This window comes from Streptomyces sp. bgisy159 (assembly GCF_057707805.1).
The window spans coordinates 16,476-33,202 of sequence record NZ_JBYIQX010000017.1 but is presented as its reverse complement, the minus strand read 5'-3'; the positions used below and the strand labels follow the sequence as shown (position 1 = coordinate 33,202).

Below are 16,727 nucleotides of genomic sequence, written 5' to 3'. Positions count from 1 at the left end.
TACCCGTGAACAGCGCCGACGGATGGGGAGACGACGTCTACCAGCCGGACCCGTCCGAGATCCCGGAGGACTCGGGGATCCTCGATGCCGAGGACACCCTCGAACGCGACGGTGTCGACGACCCCCACGACCGCGGCTGGTCCCCTCCGGAGCGGCCGTGGGCGGTGGAGCACACCGGTGTGACCGCCGCCGAGCGGCAGCACGGCGAGACCCTGGACCAGCGGCTCGCGGAGGAGGTTCCCGAGCTCACCGTCCCGGACGGCGACGGCCTCGGCGACGCCCAGGGTACCGATGGGGAACTCCTCGACAACGAGGTCGGCGCCGTGCGCTCCGGGCGGCTCGTCGCCCCGGACGAGGGTGCCCACGAGGATCGGGAGAGTGCGCTGGTCGCCGACGACGCGGGCATCGACGGGGCCGCCGCCTCCGCCGAGGAGGCCGCGATGCACATCGTCGACGAGGACGCCCTGTCGGGCTGACCCACCGGCCGGTTCTCCGGGCGCCGCCACGATCGCGTCTGTGCCGCCGGCCCTGCCGTCACCATCCGAGGAGCACGTATGACGAAGACCCGGCACCCCGACTACCACCCTGTCGTCTTCCGCGACCGCGCGGCGGGGTACGCCTTCCTGACCCGGTCCACGGCGAACAGTGACCAGACCATCGAGTGGGACGACGGCGAGACGTACCCGGTCGTGGACGTGGAGATCTCCTCGGAGAGCCACCCCTTCTACACGGGCAAGGCCCGCACCGTGGACACGGAAGGCCGGATCGCCCGCTTCGAGCGCCGCTACGGCGAGGGAACGGCCCGCTGAGCTCAGAGGAAGTTGAGCGCGGCAGCGCCACCCACCCCGCCGAGCACCATGAACACCGGCATCAGCACCTTCAGCTCCACCCAGCTGCCGGCCCGGAACCGCATCGCCTTGGGCGGCCCCACCGGGTACCAACGCTTGCGCCCGACCGGGATCGGCCACAGGATCGGGCAGCCGGAGACGGTCAGGGCGTCGCCGATGTCGTGCACCAGCGCGCCGAGCACGATCGGCAGGCCCAGCCACAGGTACTCCTGCCCGGGGTCCGTGAAGAGCCAGGCGGCGCCGTTGCCGGGTTTGTCCAGCACACCGGCCAGGATCCACGCGCTGGTCGCCGCGAGCAGCCACACCAGCACGTCGCTGCTGGACCCGCGTGCCGCCCGCCACAGCAGTCCCTCGATGGCCAGCACCATGTGCACGAAGAGGATCGCAAGGACCGCCCACCGCCCTCCGGCGATCGCCAGGGCCGAGCTGCCCGCGCCGATCATCACCGCCCACAGCCAGGTGTGGGTCAGGGTGCGGTGCCCGCCCGAGCGGCGCGGGTCGCCCTTCATCCGGGTGGACTTGTAGACGGCGTAGGAGAGTTTGTCGACGATCTCGCAGAGCCAGCGCGAGACGGGTCCGAAGGCCCGCGAGATGGTGGCGGCCTTGTGGTCGAGGTCGGGAGCGAGCGCGGCACCGGCGCAGATCAGCGCGCCGCAGAGGAGTACCGGCCAGGGCATCGCGTGCCCGGCGGCCGCGGCGGCCGCGCCGACCCCGAGCCAGGCGGCCGCGCCCGACAGTGAGTGTGCTGGTCCCATCATCGCCGCTGCCCGCCCCATTCCTCGTGTGCCGCTGTCCGGTTGACCCGGCCCGTCGACGCTCCGTCGGCGACACAGCGTAGCGGTCGTGATCATCGGCTCGACCACCGATTCCCCCATCGGGCCTCGGGGCAGGCAAGATGGGGGCGTGACCCTCATCGATCAGCTCCCGCCGACAGCCGACCCCGACGCCCTCTACGAAGCCTTCGAGTCCTGGTCCCAGGAGCGGGGTCTCACGCTCTACCCTCACCAGGAGGAGGCGCTGATCGAGGTGGTGTCCGGCGCGAACGTGATCGTGTCGACGCCCACCGGCTCCGGCAAGAGCATGATCGCGGCAGGCGCGCACTTCGCCGCGCTGGCCCGCGACGAGGTCACCTTCTACACGGCGCCCATCAAGGCGCTGGTCTCGGAGAAGTTCTTCGAGCTGTGCAAGCTGTTCGGCACCGAGAACGTCGGCATGCTGACCGGCGACGCCTCCGTCAACGCCGACGCCCCGGTCATCTGCTGCACCGCGGAGGTCCTCGCCTCGATCGCGCTGCGGGACGGCAAGGACGCGGATGTGGGCCAGGTCGTCATGGACGAGTTCCACTTCTACGCCGAAGGGGACCGCGGCTGGGCCTGGCAGATCCCCATTCTGGAGCTGCCGCAGGCACAGTTCGTCCTGATGTCGGCCACGCTCGGTGACGTGTCGTTCTTCGAGAAGGACCTCACCCGCCGCACGGGCCGCCCCACGTCGGTGGTCCGCTCGGCGACCCGGCCCGTGCCGCTGTCCTACGAATACCGGTACACGCCGCTGACCGAGACCCTCACCGACCTGCTGGCGGCCAAGCAGGCACCGGTCTACATCGTGCACTTCACGCAGGCCCAGGCCGTGGAGCGCGCGCAGGCGCTGATGAGCATCAACATGTGCTCGCGCGAGGAGAAGGAACAGATCGCCGAACTGATCGGCAACTTCCGCTTCACCACCAAGTTCGGCCGCAACCTCTCGCGTTACGTCCGCCACGGCATCGGCGTCCACCACGCCGGAATGCTGCCCAAGTACCGCCGCCTGGTGGAGAAGCTGGCGCAGGCCGGCCTGCTGAAGGTGATCTGCGGCACGGACACGCTCGGCGTCGGTGTCAACGTGCCCATTCGCACCGTGCTGTTCACGGCGCTCACCAAGTACGACGGCAACCGGGTGCGCACGCTCCGCGCGCGGGAGTTCCACCAGATCGCCGGCCGCGCCGGGCGGGCGGGCTTCGACACCGCCGGGTTCGTGGTCGCCCAGGCGCCGGAACACGTCATCGAGAACGAGAAGGCGCTCGCCAAAGCAGGTGACGACCCGAAGAAGCGCCGCAAGGTGGTCCGGAAGAAGGCGCCGGAAGGCTTTGTGGCCTGGACGGAGAACACCTTCCAGAAGCTGATCGAGTCCGAGCCGGAGCCGCTGACGTCCCGGTTCCGGGTGACGCACACCATGCTGCTGTCGGTGATCGCCCGCCCCGGCAACGCCTTCGAGGCGATGCGCCGGCTGCTGGAGGACAACCACGAGCCGCGCAAGCAGCAGTTGCGGCACATCCGGCGTGCGATCGCCATCTACCGCTCCCTGCTGGACGGCGGCATCGTCGAGAAGCTCGACCGGCCGGACGCCGAGGGCCGGATCGTGCGCCTCACCGTCGATCTGCAGCAGGACTTCGCGCTGAACCAGCCGCTGTCCACCTTCGCGCTGGCCGCCTTCGAACTGCTGGACCCGGAGTCGCCGTCGTACGCGCTGGACATGGTCTCCGTGGTGGAGTCCACGCTGGACGACCCGCGGCAGATCCTCGCCGCCCAGCAGAACAAGGCACGCGGCGAGGCGGTGGCCGCCATGAAGGCGGACGGCGTCGAGTACGAGGAGCGCATGGAGCGCCTCCAGGACATCACCTACCCCAAGCCCTTGGACGAGCTGCTCTCCCACGCCTACAACACGTACCGCAAGAGCCACCCGTGGGTCGGCGACCATCCGCTGTCGCCGAAGTCGGTGGTCCGCGACATGTACGAGCGGGCCCTGTCCTTCACGGAGTTGGTGTCCTTCTACGAGCTCGCCCGCACCGAGGGCATCGTGCTGCGCTACCTGGCCGGCGCCTACAAGGCCCTGGACCACACCATCCCGGACGACCTGAAGTCCGAGGACCTGCAGGATCTGATCGAGTGGCTCGGCGAGACGGTGCGCCAGGTCGACTCCAGCCTGCTGGACGAGTGGGAGCAGCTGGCCAACCCGGAGGAGATGACCGCCGAGGAGGCCCAGGAGAAGGCCGACGAGGTCAAGCCGGTCACCACCAACGCACGTGCTTTCCGCGTCCTGGTGCGCAACGCCCTGTTCCGCCGGGTGGAGCTGGCCGCCCTCGACCAGGTCGACGAACTCGGCGAGATGGACGCGGAGTCCGGCTGGGACGCCGACGCCTGGGGCGAGGCCATGGACAGGTACTGGGACGAGTACGAGGACCTCGGCACCGGTCCGAATGCTCGCGGTCCGAAGCTGCTGGTGATCCAGGAGGAACCGGAGAACCGGTTGTGGCGTGTCCGGCAGATCTTCGACGACCCGAACGGGGACCACGACTGGGGCATCAGCGCGGAGGTCGACCTCACGGCGTCCGACGCGGAGGGCCGTGCGGTGGTCCGAGTCACCGACGTAGGCCAGCTGTGAGCACAGGAGCTTCCCACTGATGACGACGAACCCGGCCGAGAGACTGGTCGATCTGCTCGACCTCGAACAGATCGAGGTCAACATCTTCCGCGGCCGCAGTCCGCACGAGTCGCTGCAGCGGGTCTTCGGCGGCCAGGTGGCCGGCCAGGCGCTGGTCGCCGCGGGCCGGACCACGGACGGCGACCGGCCCGTGCACTCGCTGCACGCGTATTTCCTGCGCCCCGGCCGACCGGGGGTGCCGATCGTGTACCAGGTCGAACGGGTGCGGGACGGCAGGTCGTTCACGACCCGGCGGGTCACCGCCGTGCAGCAGGGCCGCACGATCTTCAATCTCACCGCCTCCTTTCACAAGCCGGAAGAGGGTTCCTTCGAGCACCAGCTGCCGCCGGCCCGCGTGGTCCCGGACCCGGAGTCGCTGCCCACCGTCACCGAGGAGATCCGGCAGCATCTGGGCGCGCTGCCCGAGCAGCTGGAGCGCATGGCCCGGCGCCAGCCCTTCGACATCCGCTATGTCGACCGGCTGCGCTGGACCGATGAGGAGGTCAAAGGCGCGGAACCGCGCAGCGCGGTGTGGATGCGCGCGGTCGGGCCGCTCGGCGACGCCCCCCTGGTCCACACCTGCGCCCTGACCTACGCGAGCGATATGACGCTGCTGGACGCCGTCCGTATCCCGGTCGAACCCCTGTGGGGCCGGCGCGGCTTCGACATGGCGTCCCTGGACCACGCCATGTGGTTCCACCGGCCCTTCCGTGCGGACGAGTGGTTCCTGTACGACCAGGAGTCGCCGATCGCGACGGGGGGCCGGGGCCTCGCCCGGGGGCGGATCTACGACCGGGAGGGACGCATGCTGGTGTCCGTGGTCCAGGAGGGGCTGTTCAGGGCGCTTTAGGCCGTGGGGTCCTGCGCCGCAACCAGCCCAGCAGACCGCTCCGGGGGGTCGGCGCGGACTCGGCGGCGGGCGGCGGCGCCGGCTCGGTGCGCGAGGGGACACGAGCGGCGGGGCGGGGTGCCGACCGCCATGTCCGTGCCTCGTCGAGGACGTGTTCCAGGTCCGACCGGAGCCATGCGATCTCGTCCGGGCCGTCCGCGGTCATGATCTTCTCGGCGAGGCGGGCGGCCGGTGATCCCGGGCTTCCGTGGGTGGGCGGCCCAGGACGGAACCGGTTCAGGTGGGCTCGTTCGTACGGGTCGGGCACGATCTCGGCGATCCGGGCGGGGTCCAGGAATGCGGCCAGGGCTCCCGCCCGCTGCCAGGGGCCGTCGGCCTGCCTCAGCAGGAAGCCGAGGTGGCGGCCACGCCAGTTCCGTGGCCGCAGGTCGACGCCCTCCGCCAGCAGGCGCCGCAGGCCGTCGGGCGTACGCCCCTTCAGCAGCCGGGCGTTGCCCTCGCCGTGGGCGAACTGGCGCAGTTCGTCGGCGAGATACAGCCAGACCACGGCCCGGTAGCGGTTGAGGTAGAACGTCACGGGCACCACCAGGCCGAGCCGCGCCAGGCGCGTGAACCGGCCCACCGGGACGCTCAGGAGGCGGGCGCCCTCGGCGGTCCCCACCGTTCGGACGGCGGCGCGCAGCGCCTCGGGGTGGCCCTCGGCCGCACGGATCCGGGCGATCTCGGCGCCGGGCACCCGCCGCCGACCGCCGTCTTCATCGGGCACGGTCCTGATCCGGCCCAGGTGGACGGCGAGGTCGAGTTCACTGCGTTTCAGTCCCAGTTCCCGGGCTGCGCGACCGGGCGTACGGGGAGCGGTGGGCGGTGTTGCGAGGGTGTTCTCGGACATGGTCTCCCCCGTGGAGTGAGAGGGCCCGCGCCGACCGCGCCGGCCTCTGAAGAAACCGTAGCCACCTTCGCGGATCTCGTGGCGAGCCTGTGGATAACTCCACCGGAGTGGAGAAACCCGCAGGTCAAAAGCGCGGGTTCGGCGGTCCTTCAGGGTGGCGGGGGTCCACCGCGAGGTGTTCGCCGACGCGGTTGACGAGCAGGGTCATCTCGTAGGCGATCTGTCCGACGTCCGCTTCGGTGCCGCTGAGCACGCACAGGCAGCTTCCGGTGCCCGCCGCGGTGACGAACAGAAGGGCGTCGTCGAACTCGACCATGGTCTGGCGTACCCGGCCGGCACCGAAGTGCTGTCCGGAGCCCTTGGCCAGGCTGTGCAGCCCGGACGAGATCGCAGCGAGGTGTTCGGCGTCCTCGCGGCGCAGTCCGGTGCTGGCCCCGGCGACCAGGCCGTCGGTGGACAGCACCAGCGCGTGCCGTATGTGGTCGACGCGTTCGGTCAGATCGTCCAGGAGCCAGTCCAGCCCCCGCTTCTGCGCCATGTTCCCTCTCCCCGTGTGCACGTACCCGTGTGCCGTCCCCCCGTGCGCCCTCGTCGGTCGGGAGGGCGTGGCCGCCAGCCTTCCCCACGACCGGGCGGGGGGCAAGGAGGATGGGGGCATGGCACAGAAGATGACCGACACGCAATGGCGGGAGTTCGTCTCGTACGGCACCCGGACGGGGAAGCTGGCGACGGTGCGGGCCGACGGCGGGCCGCATGTGGCGCCGATCTGGTTTCTGCTCGACGGGGACGAGGTGGTGTTCAACACCGGCAGCAGCACGGTGAAGGGGCGGAACCTGGCGCGGGACGGCCGGGTCGCGCTGTGTGTGGACGACGACCGGCCGCCCTTCGACCACGTGGTGCTGCAGGGACGGGCGCGGATCTCGGAGGACCTCGCCGAGGTCCGGCACTGGGCGGCCCGTATCGGCGCCCGGTACATGGGTGAGGAGCGTGCCGAGGAGTTCGGTGCGCGCAACGGTGTGGCGGGTGAACTGCTCGTCCGGATGACGATCGAGAAGGTGGTGGCCAAGAAGGCGATCGCGGACTGACGGCGGCTCCACCGTCAGCGCACGGAGTCGAGGAGCCGGGCGGTGTGTATGCGCCCGGCGTACTCGACAAGACTGATCAGCACTTCCTTGCCCGAGTGGCGGTCGCGGGCGTCGCACAGCACGACCGGGGTTCCCTGGTCGAGATCGAGGGCGCGGGAGACGTCCCGGGCCTGGTGGGTTCTCGCGCCCGTGAAGCAGTTGACGGCCACCACGAAGGGGATGTGGCGGTGCTCGAAGTAGTCGACGGCGGGGAAGCAGTCCTCCAGGCGCCGGGTGTCGGCGAGGACGACGGCGCCGAGGGCCCCCTGGGAGAGTTCGTCCCACAGGAACCAGAAGCGGTCCTGGCCCGGCGTACCGAACAGATAGAGGGAGAGGCCGGAGCGGATGGTGATGCGGCCGAAGTCCATGGCGACGGTCGTGGTGACCTTCTGGTCGACGCCGTCGGTGTCGTCCACCGACTGACCAGCCTCACTGAGGAGTTCTTCGGTGCGCAGGGGTTTGATCTCGCTGACCGCCCCGACGAGAGTGGTCTTGCCCACCCCGAACCCACCGGCGACCAGTATTTTCAACGCCAAGGGGGCGGCTTCGGCCCCGGTGGCGTCCTCGTGTTCGGAGACCATGGATCACTTTCCTCGCTGGTGGCGACGGCTCGACGCGGCAAGCGGACGCCAGCGTCCGCCCGGTCGGCGCCGCCGGAAGCCGCGTCTTCTGATGTCGGTGTTCATCGGGTTCTAGAGCGCCCGCAGTCCTTCGATGACCTCGCGCAGGATCCGTTCGTCGGGCAGTTGTGCGGGGGGTACGGGTCGCCTGACGGTGAGGCAGCCGAGTTCCAGCAGGTCGCCGAGGAGAACGCGGACGACCCCCACGGGCAGGTCCGTGCCCGCGGCGAGTTCGGCGACCGACTGGGGCTCCGTGCCGCACAGGTCGGTCAGGGCCAGGTGCTCCGGGCCGAGCGCGGGGTCACCCATGAGGCCGGCGGCACCGGGCTCCAGGGTGACGAGGGCGATCAGGTCGAAGCGAACGCCGCTGGGGCCGGGACGGGTGCGTCCGCCGGTCAGGGCGTAGGGGCGCACCAGGGGGCCGGCCTCGTTGTCGTACCACTGGCCGCCCGGCTCGCCCGGTCGGCCGGTCAGGTCCTCGGTCATCGGTGGGGTTCGCCTTCGTGCCTCAGCCCGCGGAGGGCGGCCTCGCGGCCACCCGTGGTGGTGTGTAGAGGTGTTCGCCGACGCGCTTGACCAGGCGTGCCATCTCGTAGGCGACGAGGCCGATGTCGGCGGTGACCGCGGTCAGGACGGCGAGACAGGATCCGTCACCCGCGGCGGCGACGAACAGGAAGGCGTCGTCCATCTCCACCATGGTCTGTCGGACGCCGCCTGCGCCGAAGTGCCGGCCGGTGCCCTTGGCGAGGCTGTGGAAGCCGGAGGCGACGGCCGCGAGGTGTTCGGCGTCCTCGCGGCCGAGGCCGGTGGACACGCCGACGGCGAGGCCGTCGTTGGACAGCACCACGGCGTGCCGTACCTCGCTCACACGCGTCACCATGTCGTCCAGCAGCCAGTCGAGTTCACCGGACCGCTGGGACGGCCGTGTGCTCGGGTCCTGGATCATGCGAGGTCTCCTTCGGTGCTGTCGCCGCCCGGGGCGGGTTCGGGGGTGGCCGCACGGCCGGGTTGTCTGCCGCCGCCGCGCGCCCAGCCCTCCCGGTAGGCGGCCATGCGGTCCCGCACGAGTTCGGGGGTGCGTCCGTCGTCGTCGCGCGGGTGAGGGGGAGCCGGTTCCGGTGGACGCGGTCGGCGCAGTTGGGGGGCAAGGCTGGCCTGCCGTACCCGGTGAGGGAGGACGTCCGGCCCTTCGGTGACCTGCGGGGGGCGGTGCGGGCGAAGGGCGGTGACGCCGGGGGGCGGGGGTTCGTGGGCGGCCGTGGTGTCCGGCGCCGCGCGGAGCGGGGCCACCGGGGTCGGCCGGTCCGCGGATCGTGGCTTCGCCGATTCCTCGCGCTGTCGGTCCTCGGATCCGCCGCCGCGCTGGTCCTGGCCGGCGCTCCGGGACGGGTCGAGGGCGGCCGTGGCCAGGTGCCGGTCCGGGGCGGGCACGCGTGCGGGGGCGGGTTCCGGGGGCCGCTCCGCCGGGCGTTGCGCACGGGCGGAACGTTCCGCCGCGCCGCCGTGCAGCAGGGCGGTGGGCAGCAGGACGACGGCTGTGGTACCGCCGTAGGGAGAGGTCCGCAGATGAACCTTGATGCCGTGGCGGGCGGCGAGTCTGCTGACCACGAACAGGCCGAGCCGGTCGCTGTCGAACAAGTCGAGCGCCTCGGACTGGACGATGCGCCGGTTGGCCTCGGCGAGGGCTTCCTTGCCCATGCCGAGGCCACGGTCCTCGACCTCGACGGCGTAGCCGTTGCCGACGGGTTCGCCGGTGACGCGCACGCGCGTGTGCGGTGGCGAGAACTGGGCGGCGTTCTCGACTAGTTCGGCGAGCAGGTGGGTGAGGTCGGCGACGGCGGTGCCGATGACGGCGGTCTCCGGGAGGCGGCGCACCTCCACGCGCGCGTAGTCCTCAATCTCGGACACAGCCGCTCGGACGACGTCGGTCAGGGAGACCGGCGTGCGCCATGCGCGGCCGGGCGCGGCCCCGGAGAGGATGATCAGGCTCTCGGCGTGGCGTCGCATCCGGGTGGTGAGGTGGTCGAGGCGGAAGAGGTCGCCGAGTTCGTTGGGGTCCTCGGAGCGGCGTTCCATGCTGTCCAGGAGGCTGAGCTGGCGGTGCACGAGGACCTGGGTACGGCGGGCGAGGTTGACGAACACGCCGGAGATACCGCCGGCGAGTTCGGCACGCTCGACGGCGGCACGCAGCGCGGCCCGGTGGACGGTGCCCAGGGCCTCGGCGACCTGCCCCGCCTCGTCTTCCGCGCCGGCTCCGGGCGGTGCCTCGGCGCGGATGTCGATCTCGTCCCCCGCGCGCAGGCGCCGCATGGCCTCGGGGAGCTTCCGGCGGGCGATGTCCAGGGCACTGTTGCGCAGCCCGACCAGTTCGACGACGAGGCCGCGGCCGATGCCTACGGAGATGACGAGGGAGGCGGCTACGGCGCCGAGGCCGAACAGGACCGCGGCGCCTGCCGGGGTGAGCAGTCCGCGGGTGAACGGGTCGGTCCGGTCCGCGACACCCCTTGCGGCGTCCGCCTCGATGGCGCGCATCCCGCTCTGCACGCGCGCGTGCGCGAGGTCCCAATTGCCCGCGAGTGCGGCCCCGGGGCCCCGGGCGCCGGGGCGCTGCGCGAGCACCTCGTCCTCGGCCGTGCCGAGCGTCGCGTAGGCGGCACCGCCGGCGAGGGCGCGCCAGGCCGCGCGTTCGGGGCCGCGCAGGTCGGCGACCGCGGAGTCGGTGAGGGCGCGCCGGGTGGCGACGGCCTGGGTGAACAGGCGCAGGCGCTCTCCGTCCAGCCGGCCGGCGAGCCGGGCTCCGGCCAGTACGGCGTCCTCCTGGGCGAGGGCCTCTCCCGCGCGGGAGAACTCCAGCAGGACCCGCGTGTCGGAACCGAGGTCGGCGTCCTGGATGCCGCTCAGCGCTCCGCTCACCATGAAGGCCGCGGAGATCGTCCGGGAGTAGCGGTCGTGGGCCTGCCGCCAGTCGGCGTCGCCGTCGAGGACGCCGGTGCGCAGGGTGCGCAGGTCCTCGGCCTCGGTGACGAATGCCTGGAGGCGCCGGGCGACCCCGGAGGGCAGTTCCTGGGCGTCGGCGACGGTGGCATCGTCGCCGAGCCGCAGCCGGGCCACCGCCCGGTCGGTGTCCTGCGCCAGCCTCGTCAGGTCGCCGTCCCGCCCGGCGCCGGGGTCGGTGGCCTGGCGGACAGCCGCCTCGCGTTCGGCCTGGAGGGCGGCGACGGCGGCGGCGACGGGGGCACGGACCTCGCTGTCGACCCGCTGCAGTTGCCGCAGTCGGGAGACGTCCTGGGCGGTGGTGACGGTGGCGTACGCCCACAGTGCCAGCAGGGAGACGACCGGCACCATCAGGAGACAGACGATCTTCGCGCGGACGGTGCGCGGGCGGCCCAGCCGGCGGCCGGCTCGGGTGGGCGCCGGGTGCCGGGGTCTGCCCGTCGGGTCGGGCGGGCTCTCGTCGGCGGGCGGTCCGGCGTGGGCGCGGCGGCCCCGGGGCGCGGTCGCCTGGCCGGCGCCGACCGGGGCGGTCCTTCGGGGTGTACGCATGGCCTCCTCGCTGGGTCGGGTGGGTGGGTACCTTCCGGTGGGTTCACGCGGGGTGTGCCCGCTGGCGACCGGTGGAGCCCTCGGCCGGTCGTCGGGCCGAGGCGGAGGCCTCGCGCTCCCCCGTGGTGGGCGACAGCGCCACGAAGGCCGAGGTGAGGAAGAGGTAGGACCCGAGGCCGACGGCGAGGGGGAAGATGAACTGCATCGCCGTGGCCCCGGGCAGCACCTCTGCGGACGGCGTGACACGCACGCGTACGGCGGCCATGCCGGTGTAGTGCATGCTGCTGACCGCGGCGCCCATGACCAGGGAGGCGAGGGTGACCGCGACGGGTGACCTGATGTTGAGCGCGGCCCACAGGGCGGCCGTCGCCGCCATGACGGCGATGCCGACGGAGAGCGCGACCAGCACGGGGTCGTAGCCGATGTCGCCGTGCAGTCGCACGGCGGCCATGCCGAGGTAGTGCATGCTCGCCACGCCCAGGCCGGTGGTGAGTCCGCCGAGCAGCAACGCGCGCGTGCGGTCGCGGCCGTATCCGACGGCGAACACGCCGGCGCAGACCACGAGCATGGCGACGAGCAGGCTGAGGACGGTCAGCGGTACGTCGTAGCGGATGTCGGTTCCGCTGACGCCGAAGCCGAGCATGGCGACGAAGTGCATGGTCCAGATACCGGTGCCGATCGCCGAGGCGGCGGTGAGGAGCCAGTTGCGCCGGGAGCGCCCGTGGGCGCCGAGCGCCCGGACGGTGCAGCGCAGCCCGAGGGCGGCGCCGACGCAGGCCATCGCGTACGACAGCACGGGGGTCAGCCAGCCGAAGGTGGCGTGGTCCAGGTGTCCCATGACCAGGGGACGCTAGGGGGGCACTGATGCACGCAGGGGGCGCGTTTCGAAAGGTGCCGCAATATGACGCGGAAGGTCGCCGGAACGACCGCGGCGCGCTCGAACGTGCGCACAGGGGCGTCATCCGTGTCGGTGACCGCGCGGGGCGAAACGCGGGCCCGCGTGCGCCATCATGCTCGCATGAGCGACGACCACACACGCGTGCAGGAGTTCTTCACGGCCCGCGCCGCCGACTGGGACACCCGCTTCCCCGACGACGGCCCCGCCTACGCGGCCGCGGTCGACGACCTCGGGTTGCGCGAGGGCGACCGGGTACTCGACGCGGGCTGCGGGACCGGTCGGGCCCTGCCGTCGCTGCGGGCGGCCGTGGGGACTTCGGGGCTGGTCCTCGGGGTCGACCTGACGCCGGCCATGCTGGAGGCGGCCGTGCGGGCCGGCCGGGACCGGGACGGGCGGCTGCTGCTCGCGGACGTGGCAGCTCTGCCGTTGCGGTCGGGGTCGCTGGACGCGGTCTTCGCCGCCGGTCTCATCGCCCATCTGCCAGACCCGGCACGCAACCTGCGGGAGTTGGCGCGGACGGTGCGTCCCGGCGGTGCCCTGGCGCTGTTCCACCCGATCGGCCGTGCGGCGCTCGCGGCCCGGCACGGGCGGCGGATCACTCCGGACGACCTGCGGGCCGAGCCCAACCTCCGGCCGCTCCTCGCCGCTTCCGGGTGGAGCCTGACGTCCTACGTGGACGAGGACGCCCGCTTCCTGGCGCTCGCCGTCCGGGAGGGCTGAGGGGTCACTCGCGGCCCGCGACCACCGCGGCGAAGACATCGGGCCGGCCGAACATGACGTTGTGCCCGGCGCCCGGCACGGTGACCACCCGCACGCCCGCCTCCTCCAGGGCCTCGGCGCCGTCGAGTTCGCCGCTGAGCGCGCCCTGGAGGTAGACGCGCTCGACGGGCAGTGCCGTGAGGATCTCCCGCATGACGGGATCGGATCCGCGCTGCAGTCCGACGGCGCTGCGGTACAGGGCGCGCGGGTCCGCCAACCGCATCGTCGCCGCCCAGAGCGGCCCGACGCCCTCCAGCACGCGCGCGTGGCCGCCGTCGACGAAGGCACCCTCCTCGTAGGCGGTGATGCCGCTGCTCCCGGCCTCGGGCGGCGGGAAGGCGTCCAGGTTGGCCTCGGTGAGGACGAGACGCGAGACCAGGTCCGGACGACGGTGCGCCAGGACGATCGCGACGGAGCCGCCCATGCTGTGCGCGACGATGTCGGCCGCGCTCACCCGGGCCGCGTCGAGCGCGGCGGCCAGAGCGTCGGCGTGCTCCCGCAGCGTGTAACCGAAGCCGGCGGGACGGTCGCTGACCCCGTGGCCGGGGAGGTCGGCGAAGAGGCTGCGGCGCCCGGCGAGTTCGGGGCGGGCGGCGATGTGGGCGTGGTAAACGGCCGAGGACGCGCCCAGACCGTGCACATACACGCGTGCGGGCTCCGCGCCCGGCGCTTCCGTCCAGCGGATCCGGCTTCCCTCTGCATCGAACGCGGCGTCTCTCATCGGTTCCTCCCAGCGGCATGACGTCAACCCACGGGCACGCGTCCTGGCGTGCCCGCGACACGACGACAATACATCGACACCGAAGTATTCCGTCAACGATGTATAACGATGTCGTTATAGCGCCGCAGCGAGATACCGCGGCGGTGCGAGAGAATGCGGGCATGCTGGAACTCGCTCTTCTCGGTTTCCTGTACGACGCCCCGCTGCACGGCTATGAGCTCCGCAAACGCATCACCGCGCTCACGGGCCACGTCCGCCCCGTCGCCGAGAGCACCCTGTACCCCGCGATCAAGCGGCTGGAGAAGGCCGGCCTCCTCGCGCGCGCCACGGAACCGGGAACCACGGCGGCGCCGCGGCACGTACTGACGCTCACCGACGAGGGCAGACGGGAGCTGCGCCGCCGGCTCGCCGAGCCGGAACAGGGAGACATCACCGACGAGAACCGCTGGTTCACCCTGCTGGCGTTCCTCCGGCACCTGGACGACCCAGCCGCCCAGTCAGCAGTACTGCGGCGCCGCCAAGCCTTCCTTGAGGAGCCGGCGAGCTTCTTCTACGACGGCGACCGGCCGGTGCGCGCCGAGGAGTTGGACGACCCCTTCCGGCGCGGCATCCTCACCGTCGCGCGGGCCACGTCGCGGGCAGAACTGCGCTGGCTGCGGGAGACCCTGGAGTCACTCGGCGGCTGACGCGCCCGGTCGCCGCACGGGGCAGCCTCCGACACCCGGCACCGGCCGGGTGCCCAGCTCGTTCAGCCGATAGCCGTCGGGGTAGCTCTTGATCTCCCGGTTCTGCCGCGCGAAGTGGGGCGCGCGCCGGGGCGGCAGCAGCCGGACCACGCGCCCACGCGCGCGTACCGCGCGGCGCACCAGGGCACGCGTCACGGGCCCGGGCGGGGTGTAGCGGAAGGCCTGCAGGAGCGGGTCGTCGAGCAGCGCCAGGGTGCCGGTGCGCAGGAGCGGCGCGAGGGGGCGCGGGTACCAGGAGGCCATCAGGTCGAGCGTGGCGTCACTGACGCGTCGCGCCTCCTCGTCCCAGGCGAAGTGGGCCGCCTCGTAGGCGTCGAGGCAGTCCTCGAACTCCTCGTAGCTCTCCGGGATGTCCTGGATGCCCATGTGCCGGCCCAGCGTCCGGTAGTGGACCGTGGAGGCGACGATCTCGTGCCGCGACATCCTGCGCCAGCCGTAGGCGTCGATCCAGCGCTTGGGCACGACGACGAACGTGCACAGCACGTAGCGCATGTCGTCGTTGCTGATGTCGTAGCTGCGGTGCATCTGGTTGATGCGCCGGATCGCCGTGCGGCCCTCCTGGCCGGCGAAGCCGTGCTCGACCACGGCGTCCAGGAGCAGCGAGGTGTCGTCGTAGCGCCTCTGCGTGCGGTCGGTGAGCTCGGCCGTACGCGCGAGAAGCCGGCCGATGCCGGGGACGGCGTACGTGCGGTAAAGGGCCAGCTCAAGGGCTCGCGTCGTGTCCCACGGGAACTCGTACGCCACGGTGAGCCGGTAGATCTCCGAGGCCTCCGCGTACGGATCCATCCGCCGAATCTGGTCGAGCCGCTCGAAGCGCTTCACCGTGGTCTCCCCCCGCACTCGCCGGAACGCCCACTCTACGGTGGGTGACCGCACTTCCGGGGCGCCGTGGCGGCATACGCGGCCGATTCGCCCGGACCAGGGGGAAAACTGCAGCTCCGAGTGGGTTGAGCAGTGGTGACAAGGGCCTCGCCGTCGGTCTAGGGTGCGCGCCGATGGACGAACCGATGGGGAGGCCGCGATGGCCGAGACGGAAGAGAACGCCGTCGCCGCCCAGGACGACGCGCTCTACGTGCTCACGGCGGTGCTGCTGACGCCGGCGCAGTTCCCGAGCGTCCTGGGCGACGACTACCCGGCGGCCTGTGCGGCCCTCGGCCTCGCGCCGCGGGCCGACGGGTACGGTCTGGTGCTCGGCCAGGACGGCGACGGGGCCCGGTGGACGGTCGCCGTCGACGACGTGTCGCTGGTGGCCGTGGCCATCGCCTCCTGGGACTGCGGCATGGAGTACGACCTCTCCCCGGACGAGCGGACGGTGGTGGCCGCGCTGCCCGGCTGGCCATTGGCGCTGGCCGTGGCGGCTCCCGGGGTGCCCGCGCCGCACGATCCCGACCCCGAGGCGGCGGGCGGCCCCGCGCTGTCCCCGCCGGACATGTCCACCTGGGGGCCCGCGCAGCGACGGCTGGGGGCCGACGAGGTCGCCCTGCAGTGGGCGATGTGGCGCGCACAGCTCGACGACTCGGCGCTCGCAGGGCCGGGCGGGCCGCGGACTGACGGCGAGGGGGCCGCAGGAGTCGAGGGTGAGACCGCCGAGGAGAGCGGCGACGGCCAGGGAGACAGCGGGACCGGCGGGGCGGAGCGTCCACCCGAGAGCGGGGAGCCGGCCGTGCTCGCCGAGCGCGCCGAGTCGACCCTGGCAGCCGAGAACAGCGCGACTCACGGGACGCCGAGCCGCCAGAGCGGTGGGGCCGGTCAGCGCCCGTCGCACAGCCACAGCGGTATCCGGCGGGCCCTCGCCGAGGCCCATGCCTATGTGGACTCCCCGCCGCCGCTGGGCCGCGTGCGGTCGACCTTCGCGCCGGGCGACGCGCGTACGCTGCGCGCCGACGGTCCCGGCTGGTCACTGGTGGCGAGGACAGACGACATCGCGTTCGTGCTCCTCGACGAGGAACCCGGCGAGGTACTGCCGGTCGGTCGGGGGCCGCAACTGCCGAAGCTGCTGGCGGCGCTCGACAAGATGGCGGTACGGCCGAGCTGAGCCCGCGTCCCCCGCCGAGCGGACTCGGCGGGGCACCGGGCCGTCAGCGGCCGAGCTCCTTCCGGGTGACGCGGCGCAGCCTGCGCCGCTGAGAGGGATCGAGGGTGAGATAGGCGGCCGCCGGAACCCCGAGCACGATCAGCAGCGCCGCCCACCAGGGCAGCCAGATCAGCAACAGAAGCCCGACCGCCACGCCTCCTACGGCGATCTTCGCGTTCTTCGACATGTGTGTCGCCTC

General features: G+C 72.3%; 19 protein-coding genes. 8 read left to right on the top strand and 11 right to left on the bottom strand.

The features are described from left to right. The first annotated feature begins 5 nt into the window (after window positions 1-5). Complete coding sequence (locus AC3ET3_RS18320; protein WP_435612480.1) at window positions 6-476, top strand: DUF5709 domain-containing protein; 471 nt, start codon at window positions 6-8, stop codon at window positions 474-476. Window positions 477-554: 78 nt separating this feature from the next. Continuing rightward, the gene (locus tag AC3ET3_RS18315; protein WP_432136120.1) at window positions 555-809 is read left to right on the top strand and encodes a type B 50S ribosomal protein L31; all 255 of its coding nucleotides are present in this window, start codon (window positions 555-557) and stop codon (window positions 807-809) included. Between the two features lie 2 nt (window positions 810-811). Here AC3ET3_RS18315 and AC3ET3_RS18310 read toward each other — a convergent pair whose 3' ends face one another. Continuing rightward, complete coding sequence (locus tag AC3ET3_RS18310) at window positions 812-1,606, bottom strand: metal-dependent hydrolase (protein WP_432136119.1); 795 nt, start codon at window positions 1,604-1,606, stop codon at window positions 812-814. Between the two features lie 145 nt (window positions 1,607-1,751). Here AC3ET3_RS18310 and AC3ET3_RS18305 point away from each other — a divergent pair, with 145 nt between their 5' ends. Continuing rightward, the gene (locus tag AC3ET3_RS18305; protein ID WP_435612479.1) at window positions 1,752-4,265 is read left to right on the top strand and encodes a DEAD/DEAH box helicase; all 2,514 of its coding nucleotides are present in this window, start codon (window positions 1,752-1,754) and stop codon (window positions 4,263-4,265) included. Window positions 4,266-4,284: 19 nt separating this feature from the next. Next, a complete protein-coding gene (locus tag AC3ET3_RS18300) occupies window positions 4,285-5,154 on the top strand; it encodes an acyl-CoA thioesterase (RefSeq protein ID WP_432136117.1) in 870 nt (289 codons plus the stop codon). On the opposite strand, the gene AC3ET3_RS18295 is transcribed toward AC3ET3_RS18300, so the two are convergent. Next, the gene (locus AC3ET3_RS18295) at window positions 5,141-6,043 is read right to left on the bottom strand and encodes a DUF6397 family protein (RefSeq protein WP_432136116.1); all 903 of its coding nucleotides are present in this window, start codon (window positions 6,041-6,043) and stop codon (window positions 5,141-5,143) included. The genes AC3ET3_RS18300 and AC3ET3_RS18295 overlap by 14 nt on opposite strands. Before the next feature lie 124 nt (window positions 6,044-6,167). Then, window positions 6,168-6,581, bottom strand: coding sequence for a roadblock/LC7 domain-containing protein (locus AC3ET3_RS18290; protein WP_432136115.1), 414 nt, complete (start codon window positions 6,579-6,581; stop codon window positions 6,168-6,170). Between the two features lie 118 nt (window positions 6,582-6,699). Here AC3ET3_RS18290 and AC3ET3_RS18285 point away from each other — a divergent pair, with 118 nt between their 5' ends. Beyond that, entirely contained in the window at window positions 6,700-7,128 is a 429-nt protein-coding gene (locus AC3ET3_RS18285) for a PPOX class F420-dependent oxidoreductase (protein WP_435612478.1), read from the top strand. A gap of 14 nt (window positions 7,129-7,142) precedes the next feature. Here AC3ET3_RS18285 and AC3ET3_RS18280 read toward each other — a convergent pair whose 3' ends face one another. The 5 genes from AC3ET3_RS18280 to AC3ET3_RS18260 all read right to left on the bottom strand — a co-directional run bounded on the left by AC3ET3_RS18280 (window position 7,143) and on the right by AC3ET3_RS18260 (window position 12,168). Next, window positions 7,143-7,748, bottom strand: coding sequence for a GTP-binding protein (locus AC3ET3_RS18280; RefSeq protein WP_432136113.1), 606 nt, complete (start codon window positions 7,746-7,748; stop codon window positions 7,143-7,145). A 111-nt stretch (window positions 7,749-7,859) separates the two neighbouring features. Next, window positions 7,860-8,273: a DUF742 domain-containing protein gene (locus tag AC3ET3_RS18275; RefSeq protein WP_435612477.1), complete on the bottom strand. Its 414-nt coding sequence runs from the start codon at window positions 8,271-8,273 to the stop codon at window positions 7,860-7,862. A 22-nt stretch (window positions 8,274-8,295) separates the two neighbouring features. After that, window positions 8,296-8,733, bottom strand: a complete 438-nt coding sequence (locus tag AC3ET3_RS18270; RefSeq protein WP_432136111.1) for a roadblock/LC7 domain-containing protein — start codon at window positions 8,731-8,733, stop codon at window positions 8,296-8,298. Continuing rightward, window positions 8,730-11,330: a sensor histidine kinase gene (locus AC3ET3_RS18265; RefSeq protein ID WP_435612476.1), complete on the bottom strand. Its 2,601-nt coding sequence runs from the start codon at window positions 11,328-11,330 to the stop codon at window positions 8,730-8,732. The genes AC3ET3_RS18270 and AC3ET3_RS18265 overlap by 4 nt, the downstream gene beginning before the upstream one ends. Before the next feature lie 43 nt (window positions 11,331-11,373). Next, the gene (locus AC3ET3_RS18260) at window positions 11,374-12,168 is read right to left on the bottom strand and encodes an MHYT domain-containing protein (protein WP_432136109.1); all 795 of its coding nucleotides are present in this window, start codon (window positions 12,166-12,168) and stop codon (window positions 11,374-11,376) included. A gap of 180 nt (window positions 12,169-12,348) precedes the next feature. On the opposite strand from AC3ET3_RS18260, the gene AC3ET3_RS18255 reads away from it, so the two are divergent. After that, on the top strand, window positions 12,349-12,948 hold the full coding sequence (locus AC3ET3_RS18255) for a class I SAM-dependent methyltransferase (protein ID WP_432136108.1): 600 nt from the start codon (window positions 12,349-12,351) through the stop codon (window positions 12,946-12,948). A 4-nt stretch (window positions 12,949-12,952) separates the two neighbouring features. On the opposite strand, the gene AC3ET3_RS18250 is transcribed toward AC3ET3_RS18255, so the two are convergent. Beyond that, a complete protein-coding gene (locus AC3ET3_RS18250) occupies window positions 12,953-13,708 on the bottom strand; it encodes an alpha/beta fold hydrolase (RefSeq protein WP_435612475.1) in 756 nt (251 codons plus the stop codon). Between the two features lie 161 nt (window positions 13,709-13,869). On the opposite strand from AC3ET3_RS18250, the gene AC3ET3_RS18245 reads away from it, so the two are divergent. Then, window positions 13,870-14,394, top strand: a complete 525-nt coding sequence (locus AC3ET3_RS18245) for a PadR family transcriptional regulator (RefSeq protein WP_432157435.1) — start codon at window positions 13,870-13,872, stop codon at window positions 14,392-14,394. On the opposite strand, the gene AC3ET3_RS18240 is transcribed toward AC3ET3_RS18245, so the two are convergent. After that, window positions 14,380-15,276 carry an oxygenase MpaB family protein gene (locus AC3ET3_RS18240; protein ID WP_432157436.1) on the bottom strand — a complete coding sequence of 299 codons (897 nt, stop codon included), beginning with the start codon at window positions 15,274-15,276 and terminating at the stop codon, window positions 14,380-14,382. The two genes, AC3ET3_RS18245 and AC3ET3_RS18240, sit on opposite strands and share 15 nt — an antisense overlap. Window positions 15,277-15,475: 199 nt before the next feature. Here AC3ET3_RS18240 and AC3ET3_RS18235 point away from each other — a divergent pair, with 199 nt between their 5' ends. Continuing rightward, a complete protein-coding gene (locus AC3ET3_RS18235; protein WP_432157437.1) occupies window positions 15,476-16,489 on the top strand; it encodes a hypothetical protein in 1,014 nt (337 codons plus the stop codon). A gap of 43 nt (window positions 16,490-16,532) precedes the next feature. On the opposite strand, the gene AC3ET3_RS18230 is transcribed toward AC3ET3_RS18235, so the two are convergent. After that, window positions 16,533-16,715 carry a hypothetical protein gene (locus AC3ET3_RS18230; protein WP_365448708.1) on the bottom strand — a complete coding sequence of 61 codons (183 nt, stop codon included), beginning with the start codon at window positions 16,713-16,715 and terminating at the stop codon, window positions 16,533-16,535. Window positions 16,716-16,727 lie beyond the last annotated feature (12 nt).